Genomic DNA, 13,963 nt, shown 5'->3' on the forward strand with positions numbered 1-13,963 from the left:
TCTTTCACACCAGGGCACTCGCCGCGGCGAGTGCCCTGGTGCGTGTCGGTGGTCCGTGATTGGCTTTAGCGGTGATCGAATACCGCGCAGTCCACAAGGAGTATCCCGACGGCACCGTGGCAGTCGTCGACTTCTCTCTGGTGATCCCGGCACGTCGCACCACCGTCTTCGTGGGCTCGTCCGGGTGTGGCAAGACCACTCTGCTGCGCATGATCAACCGGATGGTGGATCCTGAATCGGGCACCATCCTCATCGACGGCGAGGACGTCCGGCAGACCGATCCGGTGCGCCTGCGCCGCAGCATCGGGTACGTCATGCAGAACGGCGGGCTGATGCCGCACCTCACCGTGCGAGACAACGTGGCCACCGTGCCGATCCTGAACGGGACGTCCCGCGCGCAGGCGCGGCTTCGGGCGGGCGAGCTGCTGGAACTGGTCGGGCTCGACCCGGATCTCGGTTCCCGTTACCCGGCCCAGCTCTCCGGAGGGCAGCAGCAGCGCGTCGGGGTGGCGCGCGCCCTGGCCTCGGATCCCAACATCCTGCTGATGGACGAGCCGTTCGCCGCCGTCGACCCGATCGTGCGCGCCGACCTGCAACGCGAGACCATGCGCCTGCAGCAGGAACTGGACAAGACCGTGGTGTTCGTCACTCATGACATCGACGAGGCGTTCCTCCTGGGTGACCAGGTCGTGATCCTGCGTCAGGGCGCCGACGTGGCACAGCTGGGGTCGCCGAGCGAGATCATCGAGGCGCCCGCCGATGACTTCGTCCGTCAGTTCGTCGGCCTCGACGGCGGACGCCGGAGCCTGCGCGCCAAACACACCCCCGACGGCACCGTGCTGGTGGATGAAGCGGGACGCGCTCACGCCCGCCTCATCGATGACGAGGCGGGCCGGGTGACACCATGACATGGGTTCTCGACAATCTCGGTCTCATCTGGTCTCTCACGCTCAAGCACGTTGCCCAGTGTGCGCCACCGATCATCCTGGGCTTCCTGCTCGCCCTTCCCGTTGGCTGGGTGGCGCACCGGTACACGCGAATCCGCGGCGTCGTGCTCAGCGTGGTCGGCGTCCTCTACGCGATCCCGTCCTTCGGGCTCTTCGCCGTTCTCGCCAGCCTGTTCGGGATCGAGTACCTGTCGCCCACCAACCTGGTGGTCGCGCTGACCATCTACGCCGTCGCGCTCATGACACGGTCGGTGGCCGACGCGTTCGACTCGGTCGACGATGACGCGCGCCAGGCGGCCACGGCCATCGGCTATAGCCGCGTTCGCCGCTTCTTCACCGTCGAGCTGCCACTGGCCGGCCCGGTCCTCCTCGCCGGGCTCCGCGTCGCCACGGTCTCCACCGTTGCCCTTGCCACCGTGGGGATCCTGATCGGCGTGGAGAATCTCGGGTATCTGTTCACCAACGGATCCCAGCGCCGCATCATCGCCGAAGTACTCGCCGGCGTGGTGGCGGTGGGGGTGATGGCCTGGGTGTTCGACCTCCTCCTCGTCGCCCTCGGCCGCCTCCTGCTGCCGTGGAACAGGCCCGCGCCACGGACGGCGCGTACCCGGCGGGTGGTGGCAGCGGCATGAACCTGTTCCTGGAGGCCTTCGCCTGGATCTTCTCGCCGGATCGCCTGGACGGCGGGGCGCTGTCGCTGCCCGCCAACATCGGGCTGCACCTCTGGTACACGCTGGTGAGCGTGGTGATCGCCGCGATCATCGCCGTCCCGCTGGGCTGGTGGATCGGCCATACCGGGCGTGGACGCAATGTCGCCGTCGTCATCTCGGGGATGGCGCGGGCGATCCCGTCCCTCGGACTGGTGATCCTGCTCGTCATGCTGATGGGTGTCGCACTGAAGGGGCCCGCCGCCATCGTCGCCTTCGTTGTTCTCGCGATACCGTCGATCCTGGCGGGCGCGTACTCCGGAATCGACGCGATCGACCGTCGCACCCTCGATGCGGCACGCGCCGTGGGAATGAACACCTGGCAGGTGCTGTTCCGAGTCGAAGTGCCCCTCAGCCTTCCCCTGTTGATCGGCGGCCTGCGCGCCGCTGCACTGCAGGTCGTCGCCACGGTCGCCATCGCCGCCTACGTGGGTCTCGGGGGCGTGGGCTTCTTCATCCTGCAGGGAATCCAGACCCGCCGGTTCGATCAGATCCTGGGTGCGTCCATCGTCGTGGTCGTGCTCGCCCTTGCCATCGACGCGCTGCTGGCCCTGCTGCAGCGTGTCGTCACCCCCGCGGGTGTTCGCATCCGCCTGACCCAGGCACGCGCCGCAGCCGTGGCCACCGCCTGACGCACGTCCCGTCCACCAGTAGTTTCGAGAAATCGTCCAACAGATCGGAGCGATCATGAACCTCACACGACGATTCGCCCTCGCCGCCCTCACCGCGGCAGCTCTCGCCCTCGCGGGCTGCGCCTCCTCAGACCCGCTCGGCGGGTCATCGTCCACGGCGGGAAGCGACCCCTCGGGTTCTGCCGCACCGTCCGGCGCGATCGTGGTCGGCTCGCAGGCCTACTATTCGAACGAGATCATCGCGGAGATCTACGCGCAGGCGCTGGAAGGCGCAGGCAATACCGTGGAGCGCAAGTTCAACATCGGCCAGCGCGACGCCTACATGCCGGCTCTGGAAAGCGGAGAGGTGACACTCTTCCCCGAGTACACCGGAAACCTGCTCCAGTGGCTCGACAAGGACACGACGGCCACCGGTGACGACGACGTGTATGCCGCTCTCCAGGCCGCCATGCCGGATTCGCTGACCGTGCTGGATCAGGCGCCGGCCACCGACCAGGACTCCTACACGGTGACGGCCGCGTTCGCTGCTGAGCACGGGCTCAGCAGCATCGAGGATCTCGCGAAGGTGCCGAACCTCACCCTCGGCGGCCCGCCGGAGCTGCAGGAGCGTCCTTACGGCCCGACCGGTCTCAAGTCGATCTACGGTGTGGACGTCACGTTCTCGCCGACCGCCGACACCACGGTCGACGAGCTCGTCGCCGGCGGTATCCAGGTGGGCAACGTCTACACCGCCGACCCGCGGATCGCGACCGACGACCTCGTGGCGCTGAAGGACACGAAGAACATCTTCCTCGCGTCTCATGTCGTTCCCGTCGTGAACAAGGACGTGGCTGACAAGGTCGCCGACACCATCAACGCCGTGAGCGCGAAGCTGACGGCGGACGCTCTGCGCGAGCTGAACAAGGAGAGCACGGTGGACCAGAAGTCCGCTCCGGACATCGCGAAGGCGTGGCTCACCGACCAGGGTCTCGCCGGCTGAGTTCGCGTGTGGGCTCAACGGCAGCACGGTGGACCTGATGTCTGCGGTCTGTCGTCGTCCCGGCATGGCTCGCCGCTGACGCCATGACCGATAACGAACCGCCCCGGTGCCTGGCACCGGGGCGGTTCGTGTTCTCTCGGTGCGAGAGGTCAGAGGCCGGCGAGCGCCTGCTCGAGGTCGGCGATGATGTCCCCGACCTCCTCGAGCCCGATCGAGAGGCGGAGGGTACCGTCGAACACGCCCACGGCCGCGCGTTCCTCGGCGGTGCTGTGCACGTGGCTGGTGGTCGCGGGGTGAAGCACCAGGGTCCGGACATCTCCGAGGTGGGTCATGTGCGTGATCACTCCGACGGAGTTGACGACGTGCTCTGCCGCTGAGCGACCGCCGTGCAGCGTGATCGTGAACACGGAACCGGCGCCACGGGGGAGGATGCGCTGTCCGAGTTCGTAGTCGGGGTGGGAGGGAAGGCCCACGTAGTCGACGCGCTCCACGGCGGGGTGGGCGTCGAGCCATGCGGCCACTTCTGCCGCCGCCGCACTGTGGGCGCGGACGCGCACCGAGAGCGTCTCGGCGCCCTGGCCGATGAGGAACGCGTTGAGGGGGGAGATCGTGGGGCCGAGTCGAGACGAGACGACCTCGCGGGCATACGTGATCCGGGCGCTGCCGCCGGCGCGCTCCGCGATGCTCGGCTCGCCATGACGGCCCGCGGCGACGAGGTGCGGGGAGCGTGCACCGTCGCGTGCGGCGTCGAAGTGCCCGCCATCGACCACCACGCCGCCGAGCACCGAGCCCTGTCCGGAGAGGAACTTGCTCGCGGAGTGGATCACGAGGTCGGCGCCTTCTTCCAGCGGCCGCGACAGGTACGGGGTGGAGAAGGTGCTGTCCACGATGAGAGCGATGCCGTATTCGCGGGCGACCGAGGAGACCAGTGGGACATCGAGCAGGAGGTTCGCCGCGTTGGAGATGCTCTCGCCGATGAACGCCACCGTGTTGGGCTGCACGGCATCGCGCCAGGTCTGTGCGTCACGGATGTCGGAGACGAACGTGGTGGAGATTCCGAGGCGGGCCAGGAAGTCGAGGAACAGGCCGCGCGATCCCTCGTAGATGTGATCCGAACAGACCACGTGATCGCCGGCGCCGGCCACCGAGAGCACCGCGGTGGACATCGCCGCCTGTCCGGAGGAGACCAGCAGCGCCTGGGTGCCCCCGTCGAGAGCGGCGAGCTTGCGTTCCACCGCGTCGATGGTCGGGTTGCCGATGCGCGTGTATCCGAACCCCGCGCCCGTGGAGAAGTGGTGCTCGGCCTGCGCGAAGGAGTCGAAGGGGAAGCCGGCGGTGAGATGGATCGGTACGGCGCGCGGCGTGGCCGTGGCGACGTCGGATCCGGCGTGTACCTGGCGGGTCGAGAACCCGTGCTGATCGCTCACTGGCGCTCCTTCTCATCGATCGTGTCTCATCGCACGCACGCCCAGGATTCCAGGTGGGACGCGCAAACCGATCATCGTGTGACAGCGCGTGACAGGAAGTGACGGCCAGACGTCATCTGGGCAGCCCGGTTCTGCGTTACGCACGGAGCACGGGCGCGGTCCGTGGTGCTTCACGGCGGTGGTAGCCTCAAAAGATGCGCGCGGGACTGCTTCTCCTTCTCCGCCGCGACGAGCCCTCGTTCTAGGCCTGCTCGTCGCGGAGCCGTTTCGTTGGGCCATCCGCCGATTCTGGAGAGACTGCAATGACCACCACTGACACCGCCCGTCCGCGGACCCTGGCCGAGAAGGTCTGGGACAACCACCTCGTCGTCGAGGGGGAGGGCGACGAGCCGGACCTCATCTACATCGACCTGCATCTGGTGCACGAGGTGACGAGCCCGCAGGCCTTCGACGGCCTCCGCTCGGAGGGCCGCCCGTTGCGCCGGCTGGATCTCACGATCGCGACCGAGGATCACAACACCCCGACGCTGGACATCGACAAGCCGATCGCCGACCTCACCAGCCGCACGCAGATCGAGACGCTGCGCCGCAACGCGGCCGAGTTCGGCGTTCGCATCCACTCGCTCGGAGACGCGGAGCAGGGCATCGTGCACGTCGTCGGCCCGCAGCTGGGCCTGACCATGCCCGGCATCACGGTGGTGTGCGGAGATTCCCACACCTCGACCCACGGTGCATTCGGCGCCATGGCCTTCGGCATCGGCACCAGCGAGGTCGAGCACGTCATGGCGACGCAGACGCTGCCGCTCAAGCCGTTCAAGACCATGGCGATCAACGTGGACGGCGCGCTGAAGCCGGGGGTCACCGCCAAGGACATCATCCTCGCCGTGATCGCCAAGATCGGCACCGGCGGCGGCCAGGGCTACGTGCTGGAATACCGTGGCTCCGCGATTCGCTCCCTCTCCATGGAGGGACGCATGACGATCTGCAACATGTCCATCGAGGCCGGTGCCCGCGCCGGCATGGTGGCACCCGATGAGACGACGTTCGCGTACCTCGAAGGGCGCCCGCACGCCCCGAAGGGCCAGGACTGGGAGGACGCGGTCGCATACTGGCGCACGCTCCCCACGGATGAGGGCGCGACCTTCGACGCGGAGGTCTTCATCGACGCCGACACGCTCGAGCCTTTCGTCACCTGGGGCACCAACCCCGGTCAGGGCGTATCGCTGTCCGATGTGGTGCCCTCGCCGGAGGACTACACCGACCCGAACGAGCGCGCCGCCGCCGAGCGCGCGCTGGAGTACATGGACCTGGTCCCGGGCACGAAGCTGAAGGACGTCCCCGTGGACGCCGTGTTCATGGGCTCCTGCACCAACAGCCGCATCGAGGATCTGCGCGCGTTCGCCTCCATCATCCAGGGGCAGAAGAAGGCGGACGGCGTCCGCGTCATGGTGGTTCCCGGGTCCGCGCGGGTGCGCCTGGAGGCCGAGGCCGAGGGCATCGACAAGATCGTGACAGACTTCGGCGCCGAGTGGCGATTCGCGGGCTGCTCGATGTGCCTGGGGATGAACCCGGATCAGCTGGCACCGGGGGAGCGCTGTGCGTCGACCTCGAACCGCAACTTCGAGGGCCGTCAGGGCAAGGGCGGTCGCACCCACCTGGTGTCGCCGCTCGTCGCCGCAGCCACCGCGATCCGCGGCACGCTGTCCAGCCCGAGCGATCTGCAGACCGCAGGAGAGGTGGCCTGACATGGAGAAGTTCACGACCCACACCGGTATCGCCGCGCCTCTGAAGCGCTCGAACGTCGACACCGACCAGATCATCCCCGCGGTCTATCTGAAGCGCGTCACCAAGACCGGCTTCGAGGACGCGCTGTTCGCCGGCTGGCGCCAGGACCCCGATTTCGTCCTCAACCAGCCCGAGTTCCAGGGCGCATCGGTGCTGGTGGCAGGTCCGGACTTCGGCACCGGATCCAGCCGTGAACACGCCGTCTGGGCCCTGCGGGACTTCGGCTTCCGTGTCGTGCTTTCGCCGCGTTTCGCCGACATCTTCCGCGGCAACTCCGGCAAGCAGGGACTGCTCACCGGCATCATCTCCGAGGCTGACCTGGAACGGCTGTGGGCGGCCATCGACGCGGAGCCGGGTGTGTCCATCACCGTCGACCTGCCGGCGCGCACAGCGACACTGGGCGAGCTCACGGTTCCGTTCGAGATCGACGACTACACTGGTTGGCGGCTCTTGGAGGGGCTGGACGACATCGGTCTGACCCTCCGGAACGAAGACAAGATCGCCGCCTACGAGGCGCGTCGCGAATCCTGGAAGCCGCGCACCCTACCGGTGCAGACGTCCACTGCAGAGTAAGGCCACCGCATGAGCATCACCCTGAACGACATCACCGGCACCGGCGGAATCGCACCAGGGGCGGGGGAGATCCTGTCCATCCGCGGCGGTCGTCCGCTGTCCGGTCGCGTGTCCGTGAAGGGCGCCAAGAACCTGGTCACCAAGGCGATGGTGGCGGCACTGCTCGGCAACACCGCCAGCACCCTGCGCGACGTTCCCGACATCAGCGACGTGGCCGTGGTGCGCTCGCTGCTCGAGGTGCACGGCGTGCGCGTCGTCGAGGGCGACGAGCCCGGCTCGCTGCTCATGGACCCGCGCGATGTCGAGTCGGCGCACATGGAGGAGATCGACGCCTACGCCGGATCCTCTCGCATCCCGATCCTGTTCTGCGGTCCGCTGCTGCACCGCCTGGGCGAGGCCTTCATCCCCGACCTCGGCGGCTGCCGCATCGGCGACCGCCCGATCGACTTCCACCTGGACGCCCTCCGCAAGTTCGGTGCCGTGGTGGAGAAGCTGCCCAGCGGCATCCGCCTCTCCGCACCGAACGGTCTCCACGGCGCGAACATCCACCTGCCGTACCCGAGCGTGGGCGCCACCGAGCAGGTGCTGCTGACGGCGGTCCGTGCCGATGGACAGACCGAGCTGAAGAACGCGGCCATCGAGCCGGAGATCATGGATCTGATCGCCGTGCTTCAGAAGATGGGCGCGATCATCTCCTACGAGCCCAACCGCGTCATCCTCATCGAGGGGGTCGCGGAGCTCAAGGGCTACGATCACCGTGCGATCTTCGACCGCAATGAGGCCGCGAGCTGGGCGGCCGCCGCGCTCGCGACCGACGGTGAGATCTATGTCGAGGGTGCCCGCCAGCAGGAGATGCTCACGTTCCTCAACGTGGTTCGCCGTATGAACGGCGACTTCGATGTGCACGAGGACGGCATCGTCTTCCGCCGCGGCGCCGGCGCGATGCGCGGCGTGACGGTCGAGACCGACGTCCACCCCGGCTTCATGACCGACTGGCAGCAGCCGCTGATCGTGGCGCTCACGCAGGCCGAGGGACAGTCGATCGTGCACGAGACCGTGTACGAGAACCGCTTCGGCTTCACCGATGCACTGGTGAAGATGGGCGCCGACATCGTGGTGCACCCGCATGGTCTGCAGAACGGCCCGCGCCGCGTGCCGCGTCGTCAGCTGGAGCAGGCGGCGGTCATCAACGGTCCGACCCACCTCACCGGTGCCGACATCGTGGTGCCCGACCTGCGCGGCGGCTACAGCCACGTCATCGCGGCGCTCACCGCGACGGGCGAGTCCACGGTCCGTAACATCGGCATCATCCGCCGCGGATACGAGAAGCTCCTGCCGAAGCTGTCCGGCCTCGGCGCGGACTTCGACGTCATCGGCTGATCGCGTGCGCGCCACTGCGGAGAAGTCGCGTCCCAGCTGGTTCTGGCCGCTGGGGGCGATCGTCGTCCCGTTCATGAGCCTCCTCGCGAAGATCCGCTTCGTGCATCCGGAGAAGCTCCCTCGCGAGGGCGCGTACGTCATGGTCGCCAACCACTACTCCGAGATCGATCCGCTGATCGTGGCGGTGGGGGTCTGGCGTCTCGGGCGTGCACCGCGCTTCATGGCGAAGGAATCCCTCTTCCGGGTTCCCGTGCTCGGTTCCGCACTGCGCGCGACCGGCATGGTGCCAGTAGCACGCCGATCGACCTCCGCATCCGCGAAGGAGACCCTCAAGGCGTCGAACGACATCGTCGAACACGGTCGCGGTGTCATCGTCTACCCGGAAGGGACGCTGACTCGCGACCCCGATCTCTGGCCGATGCGTGGGAAGACCGGTGCCGTCCGCCTGGCTCTCGAAGCCGGGCTCCCGGTGATCCCGGCCGTGCAGTGGGGTGCGCAGGAGATCATGCCGCGCTACGGCAAGCTGCGGTTGTTCCCGTGGCGCAAGCCCGTGACCATGGCATTCGGCGACCCGATCGACCTCAGCGACTACGCCGGGCGCGAGCACTCGCAATCCGCCCTGACCGAGGCCACCACCCTGGTGATGGACCGGCTCGCCGAGATGCTCGGCGAACTGCGCGGTGAGCAGCCGCCCGCCGAGCGGTGGAATCCCGCACAGCACGACCAGAAGGAGACCGGCCGCTATGACGCCTAGACCCTCCGCACGCGCATCTCGCGTGGCAGTGGTCGGTGCGGGCAGCTGGGGAACGACCTTCGGCAAGGTGCTCGCCGACGCGGGCTCCGAGGTGGTGATGTGGGCGCGTCGGCCGGAGCAGGCCGAGGAGATCTCCCGCGCCAAGCGCAACAGCAAGTACCTTCCCGGTATCAACCTGCCGCGCACCATGACCGCCAGCTCTGAGCTGTCCACGGCCGTGGACGGCGTAGAAGCCGTCTTCCTCTCGGTGCCCAGCCAGTCCGCCCGACAGAACCTGAAGGCTCTGCGTCCGCTGATCGGCAATCTCGACGTCCCGATCGTCAGCTTGATGAAGGGCGTCGAGAAGCAGTCGGGCATGCGGATGAGTCAGGTCATCGCCCAGGAGCTGCAGTGCGACCCGGACCGGATCGCCGTGGCGAGCGGTCCGAACCTCGCCCTGGAGATCGCGCGCGAACAGCCCACTGCCGCCGTCGTGGCCTCCTCCTCGCTGGAGACGGCGGAGGCCGTCGCCCGGCTGGCGTCCAACCGGTATTTCCGGACGTTCACGAACACCGACGTCATCGGCACAGAGTTCGGCGGCGTGCTGAAGAACCTGATCGCCGTGGCCATCGGCATCGTCGACGGCGTGGGCTATGGCGAGAACACCAAGGCGTCGATCATCACGCGCGGTCTCGTCGAGATGACGGATTTTGCCGTGGCATACGGCGCACAGGCCGGCACGCTGCAGGGCCTGGCAGGGCTCGGAGATCTCATCGCCACCTGCCAGTCTCCGCTGAGCCGGAACAACACGGCCGGACGTCTGCTCGGGCAGGGGTACGGCTTCCAGGATGTCGTCACGCAGATGCAGCAGACCGCCGAGGGGCTCGCGTCCGTCGGTCCGGTGCTGCAGCTGGCGGCCGAGGTCGGCGTGGAGATGCCGATCGTGCAACAGGTCAAGATGGTGCTGGATGGCACGATGCACCCCCGGGACATCGCCCCTCACCTGACCACCGACGACGACACCCCGCAGGGGGAGAGGACGGACAATGGGCAAGCAGCGGGTGGTGGTGCTCTTCGGCGGGCGCTCCAGCGAGCATTCGATCAGTTCCGCCACGGCGGGCGGGGTTCTGCACGCGATTGACCGCGATCGGTTCGATGTGATTCCGGTCGGGATCACGCGAGACGGCGCTTTCGTGCTCGAGGAGGACCGCCCGGAGAAGTTCGCGATGGTCGCGGACGCCATGCCCGAGGTGCGCGACAACGGCACACGTGTGCTGTGGCCCGAGGCCGGCGGCGAGCGTGTGCTGCACGTCCGCCGGACGGACGGATCGGTGTCGGAGCCGATGCCGATCGATGTCGTCCTGCCGATCCTGCACGGGCCGCACGGCGAGGACGGCACCATGCAGGGCTTCCTCGACATTCTCGGCCTGCCGTATGCGGGATGCGGCGTGCTGGATTCGGCTGTCTGCATGGACAAGCACTTCATGAAGGTCGTGCTGCAGGCGGCGGGCATCCCGGTCTCGCCGGGATTCACGGTGACCTCCGCAGACTGGGCCTCCTCGCCTGAGCACGTCCGCACGTCGGCCGCTCAGTATCCGCTGCCGTGGTTCGTGAAGCCGGCGCGCGCGGGCTCCAGCGTGGGCGTCTCCAAGGTGCACACGGCCGACGAGCTCGACGCCGCGCTTCGGGTGGCCTTCGATGAGGACGACAAGGTGCTCATCGAACAGGGCATGGCCGGGCGTGAGATCGAGGTCGCCGTCCTGAAGGGGATGCCCGGCGAGTCCTCGCGCGCCTCGCTTCCGGGGGAGATCGTCCTCACCCGCGACTTCTACGACTTCGAGGGCAAGTACCTCGGCGGCGAGGGCGTGGATCTGGTGTGCCCGGCCGAGCTGGACGACGCAACCACCGCCCAGCTGCGTGAGCTGGCGGTTCGCGCCTTCGATGCGGTCGACGGACAGGGCCTTGCACGCGTGGACTTCTTCGTGACGGCTGACGGCCCGATCGTGAACGAGCTCAACACCATGCCGGGCTTCACACCCATCTCGATGTTCCCGCAGTGCTGGATCGCCACGGGACTCAGCTACACCGACCTGCTCACCTACCTGGTCGACAACGCACTCGCTCGCGCCTGAGCCTGCCGACGTCGGCGCCTGCTGTCGCAGATCTGCGACAGCACTGCGACGGCCCCGCCACCATGTGCGGCGGGGCCGTTTCTAGTCTGTGGGTATGAACCAGCCGATGACCCAGATCCGCCCCGTTCCCGCTGCCGCGCCGGCACCCGTGAACTCCCTGGCGGCGGTCGCCTTCGTCCTCTCGCTGCTCGGCTTCTCGCTCATCCCGGTCATCCTCGGGCACATCGCGCTCGGACAGATCCGTCGGCGCGGTGAGAGCGGCACGGCCTTCGCAGTGATCGGCCTCGTGCTCGGATATCTCGAACTCATCGCGATCATCGTCCTGCTGGTCGTGCTGGCCGGCGGCATCATCTACGCGGTGACGACGGCATGAGCGGGGCGGCAGTGGCCGGGTCGGATACGGTGAAGGACATGAGCGCGTTTCGGAGGAGGCCACTGCTGATGGTCGCCGCGGCGACGGTGATGCTGCTGGTCAGTGGCTGCAGTGCCACGATCGCACCGGACCCGAACGCCGCGGCACCGGGGGAGGCGCCCCGCGCGGGTGAGAGCACGCCCCCGGCCACGGCGTCCGACAAGGGTTCGGCGGGCGCAGCGACGGGCGAAGACCCCGCCGGATCCGCTGCGCAGACCACCACGTCCGCAACGGGCTCGGTCACGGCCGAGGCACATCGTGCCGCACTGGCGAAGACGGTGGACCAGCAGCTCACCTGCGGCGGGGGGAATCTGGAGATCACGGACTTCGCGGTGCGGGTCGAGGTGACGGACGACTGCGACACCATCGTGGTGACCGGCAGCTCCGTGATGGTGATCGCACAGAACGTGAAGACCCTCGTCGTCGACGGCTTCTCCACCGACGCGCTCGTCGCGTCGGTCGACGCCATCCGTGTCACCAGCAACGGCAGCTCCACCACGGTTCGCTGGGAGAGCGGTACGCCGTCCGTCGAGGACGCCGGATTCGCCTCCGACCTCCGCCTCAGCGAGTTCGCTCGATGACCGGGCACCGCAACCCGGGACAGCTCGGCCGCGAGGAGGGGAGACGATGACGGAGCCCACGGTCCTGCTCGTGGACGACGAAGAGCCCATCCGCGCCACGCTCGCACCGTACCTGGAGCGCAGCGGGTTCCGGGTACGGACCGCCGCCGACGGTGAAGAGGCGCTGGCAGCGCTGGCGGCCGAGCGCACCGACATCATCGTGAGCGACGTGATCATGCCGCGACGCGACGGCCGCTCGCTGCTGCGTGAACTGCGGGGGCGCGAAGACTGGACGCCCTTCATCCTCCTGACGCGTGTCGACCAGGCATTCGAGCGATCCGCCGCTCTGGACGAGGGGGCGGACGACTACCTGGGAAAGCCGTTCGATCCGCCCGAGCTGGTCAGCCGCATCCGGGCCGTGCTGCGCAGAGCACGTCCGGGGGAGCGGTCGCTCGCCTCCGCCCAGGTGCTGCGTGCGGGCGAGCTGGAATTCGATCGCACCGCGCGCCGGGTCCGGTTGCGGGGCCGCGACGTCGTCCTCACGCCGCGCGCCACCACGCTGCTGGAGTACCTGATGAGCCATCCGGACGAACTGCACACGCGGGATCGGCTCCTGGCGACGCTCTGGGGCTACGAGTTCGCCGTGACCACACGGGCCATCGACCATCGCATCGCGGAGATCCGCCGTGTTCTGGGCGATGATCCGCAGGAGCCGCGCTACATCGAGACGGTTCAGGCATCGGGATACCGGTTCGTCGGGGCGGTGAGCGGATCATGACGCATCGGCCGTCACGCGCACGGCTGTGGTGGGCACTGCTTCCCTTGGGAATCGGGATGCTCGCGGCCCTCGTGCTCATCGCGACACGCACGAATGCGGTCCTCGTGCTGTCGCTGCCGTTTGCAACGCTCGCCCTCGCGCTGTCGGTGGTGGCGTCGATCGTCTGGGCGGCCGCGGTCATGGCCCGCGGCGCGCGGAAGGCGATCGTGGCACGGGCGGTATCCGAGGCGGAGGCGGCCTCGAGAGCCGAACGCGCGCGATTTCTCCGCCGCCTCGATCACGAGGTGAAGAACCCCGTCACGGCGATCCGCACCGGACTCGCGACCGGGGACGCCGCGGCTCTCACCGTCGCTCGCGTGCAGTCGGAACGCCTCAGCTCCCTGGTCGCCGACCTGGCGAAGCTCGCCGAGCTGGAGACCCGCCCCCTGGAGCGGGAGAGCGTGGACCTGGAGTCGCTGGCTCGTGATGCGGTGGAGGCCGTGGCGGGTCGTCATCCCCAGCGCAGCTATCGTGTCGAGTTCGCTCGCGTCCCGTGGCCGGTGCCCGCGGTGACGGGTGACCCCGATCTGCTGGCCGTCGCGGTCTACAACCTCGTCGGCAACGCCGCGAAGTACTCCGATCCCGGCGCCACGGTCGAGGTGCGTGGTACCGAGCACGACGGGATCGTCACGGTGGAGGTGGCCGACACCGGGTGGGGCATCCCCGCGGAGGAGATCGATGGCGTCTGGGACGATCTGGCGCGCGGCTCCAACGCCCGGGCTGTGGAGGGGACGGGCCTCGGGCTCGCGGTGGTGCGCGTGATCGCGCGACGGCACGGTGGAGACGTGTCCTTGCGATCCCAGCAGGGTCAGGGGACTCGGGCGGTGCTCACCGTTCCGGTGCGGTGAGCCGGGTTCCGGTGCGGTGAGCCGGGTGCGG

At 68.4% G+C, this 13,963-nt stretch carries 15 protein-coding genes; 14 read left to right on the top strand and 1 reads right to left on the bottom strand.

The genetic code is table 11. The features are described 5' to 3' along the window. The first annotated feature begins 71 nt into the window (after nucleotides 1-71). From LQ566_RS01770 to LQ566_RS01785, 4 genes are read left to right on the top strand one after another with little or no spacing between them, the layout of a single operon-like run. Nucleotides 72-908: an ABC transporter ATP-binding protein gene (locus LQ566_RS01770; RefSeq protein WP_231089843.1), complete on the top strand. Its 837-nt coding sequence runs from the start codon at nucleotides 72-74 to the stop codon at nucleotides 906-908. Then, on the top strand, nucleotides 905-1,579 hold the full coding sequence (locus tag LQ566_RS01775) for an ABC transporter permease (protein WP_231089844.1): 675 nt from the start codon (nucleotides 905-907) through the stop codon (nucleotides 1,577-1,579). Before LQ566_RS01770 ends, LQ566_RS01775 begins: the two co-directional genes overlap by 4 nt. Continuing rightward, nucleotides 1,576-2,286: an ABC transporter permease gene (locus LQ566_RS01780; RefSeq protein WP_269142871.1), complete on the top strand. Its 711-nt coding sequence runs from the start codon at nucleotides 1,576-1,578 to the stop codon at nucleotides 2,284-2,286. Before LQ566_RS01775 ends, LQ566_RS01780 begins: the two co-directional genes overlap by 4 nt. A 55-nt stretch (nucleotides 2,287-2,341) precedes the next feature. Further along, nucleotides 2,342-3,265, top strand: a complete 924-nt coding sequence (locus LQ566_RS01785; RefSeq protein ID WP_231089846.1) for an ABC transporter substrate-binding protein — start codon at nucleotides 2,342-2,344, stop codon at nucleotides 3,263-3,265. A 149-nt stretch (nucleotides 3,266-3,414) separates the two neighbouring features. Here the strand turns inward: LQ566_RS01785 and LQ566_RS01790 are convergent, their stop codons facing one another. Then, a complete protein-coding gene (locus tag LQ566_RS01790) occupies nucleotides 3,415-4,692 on the bottom strand; it encodes a PLP-dependent transferase (protein ID WP_231089847.1) in 1,278 nt (425 codons plus the stop codon). Nucleotides 4,693-4,994: 302 nt separating this feature from the next. On the opposite strand from LQ566_RS01790, the gene leuC reads away from it, so the two are divergent. From leuC to LQ566_RS01840, 10 genes are all read left to right on the top strand, one after another. Next, nucleotides 4,995-6,437 carry a 3-isopropylmalate dehydratase large subunit gene (leuC, locus tag LQ566_RS01795; RefSeq protein WP_231089848.1) on the top strand — a complete coding sequence of 481 codons (1,443 nt, stop codon included), beginning with the start codon at nucleotides 4,995-4,997 and terminating at the stop codon, nucleotides 6,435-6,437. Between the two features lies 1 nt (nucleotide 6,438). Further along, a complete protein-coding gene (gene leuD / locus LQ566_RS01800; RefSeq protein ID WP_231089849.1) occupies nucleotides 6,439-7,050 on the top strand; it encodes a 3-isopropylmalate dehydratase small subunit in 612 nt (203 codons plus the stop codon). Nucleotides 7,051-7,059: 9 nt separating this feature from the next. After that, complete coding sequence (gene murA, locus LQ566_RS01805; protein ID WP_231089850.1) at nucleotides 7,060-8,430, top strand: UDP-N-acetylglucosamine 1-carboxyvinyltransferase; 1,371 nt, start codon at nucleotides 7,060-7,062, stop codon at nucleotides 8,428-8,430. Between the two features lie 4 nt (nucleotides 8,431-8,434). After that, complete coding sequence (locus tag LQ566_RS01810; protein ID WP_231089851.1) at nucleotides 8,435-9,184, top strand: lysophospholipid acyltransferase family protein; 750 nt, start codon at nucleotides 8,435-8,437, stop codon at nucleotides 9,182-9,184. Further along, a complete protein-coding gene (locus LQ566_RS01815; RefSeq protein ID WP_231089852.1) occupies nucleotides 9,174-10,304 on the top strand; it encodes an NAD(P)H-dependent glycerol-3-phosphate dehydrogenase in 1,131 nt (376 codons plus the stop codon). Before LQ566_RS01810 ends, LQ566_RS01815 begins: the two co-directional genes overlap by 11 nt. Beyond that, nucleotides 10,210-11,295: a D-alanine--D-alanine ligase family protein gene (locus tag LQ566_RS01820; RefSeq protein ID WP_231089853.1), complete on the top strand. Its 1,086-nt coding sequence runs from the start codon at nucleotides 10,210-10,212 to the stop codon at nucleotides 11,293-11,295. The genes LQ566_RS01815 and LQ566_RS01820 overlap by 95 nt, the downstream gene beginning before the upstream one ends. A 94-nt stretch (nucleotides 11,296-11,389) precedes the next feature. Beyond that, entirely contained in the window at nucleotides 11,390-11,668 is a 279-nt protein-coding gene (locus tag LQ566_RS01825) for a DUF4190 domain-containing protein (RefSeq protein WP_231089854.1), read from the top strand. A 38-nt stretch (nucleotides 11,669-11,706) separates the two neighbouring features. Next, the gene (locus LQ566_RS01830; protein ID WP_231089855.1) at nucleotides 11,707-12,288 is read left to right on the top strand and encodes a hypothetical protein; all 582 of its coding nucleotides are present in this window, start codon (nucleotides 11,707-11,709) and stop codon (nucleotides 12,286-12,288) included. Between the two features lie 46 nt (nucleotides 12,289-12,334). Beyond that, nucleotides 12,335-13,045: a response regulator transcription factor gene (locus LQ566_RS01835; RefSeq protein WP_231089856.1), complete on the top strand. Its 711-nt coding sequence runs from the start codon at nucleotides 12,335-12,337 to the stop codon at nucleotides 13,043-13,045. Further along, nucleotides 13,042-13,932, top strand: a complete 891-nt coding sequence (locus tag LQ566_RS01840; protein ID WP_231089857.1) for a sensor histidine kinase — start codon at nucleotides 13,042-13,044, stop codon at nucleotides 13,930-13,932. Before LQ566_RS01835 ends, LQ566_RS01840 begins: the two co-directional genes overlap by 4 nt. The last annotated feature ends 31 nt before the right edge of the window (nucleotides 13,933-13,963 follow it).

This window comes from Microbacterium nymphoidis, assembly GCF_021044885.1.
Taxonomy (GTDB): Bacteria; Actinomycetota; Actinomycetes; order Actinomycetales; family Microbacteriaceae; genus Microbacterium; species Microbacterium nymphoidis.

Bases quoted from the DNA above. Each gene is read 5' to 3' on its own strand.
- LQ566_RS01775 (WP_231089844.1), top strand. From the start codon at position 905: ATGACATGGGTTCTCGACAATCTCGGTCTCATCTGGTCTCTCACGCTC.
- LQ566_RS01780 (WP_269142871.1), top strand. From the start codon at position 1,576: ATGAACCTGTTCCTGGAGGCCTTCGCCTGGATCTTCTCGCCGGATCGC.
- LQ566_RS01785 (WP_231089846.1), top strand. From the start codon at position 2,342: ATGAACCTCACACGACGATTCGCCCTCGCCGCCCTCACCGCGGCAGCT.
- leuC (WP_231089848.1), top strand. From the start codon at position 4,995: ATGACCACCACTGACACCGCCCGTCCGCGGACCCTGGCCGAGAAGGTC.
- leuD (WP_231089849.1), top strand. From the start codon at position 6,439: ATGGAGAAGTTCACGACCCACACCGGTATCGCCGCGCCTCTGAAGCGC.
- murA (WP_231089850.1), top strand. From the start codon at position 7,060: ATGAGCATCACCCTGAACGACATCACCGGCACCGGCGGAATCGCACCA.
- LQ566_RS01815 (WP_231089852.1), top strand. From the start codon at position 9,174: ATGACGCCTAGACCCTCCGCACGCGCATCTCGCGTGGCAGTGGTCGGT.
- LQ566_RS01820 (WP_231089853.1), top strand. From the start codon at position 10,210: ATGGGCAAGCAGCGGGTGGTGGTGCTCTTCGGCGGGCGCTCCAGCGAG.
- LQ566_RS01825 (WP_231089854.1), top strand. From the start codon at position 11,390: ATGAACCAGCCGATGACCCAGATCCGCCCCGTTCCCGCTGCCGCGCCG.
- LQ566_RS01830 (WP_231089855.1), top strand. From the start codon at position 11,707: ATGAGCGCGTTTCGGAGGAGGCCACTGCTGATGGTCGCCGCGGCGACG.
- LQ566_RS01835 (WP_231089856.1), top strand. From the start codon at position 12,335: ATGACGGAGCCCACGGTCCTGCTCGTGGACGACGAAGAGCCCATCCGC.
- LQ566_RS01840 (WP_231089857.1), top strand. From the start codon at position 13,042: ATGACGCATCGGCCGTCACGCGCACGGCTGTGGTGGGCACTGCTTCCC.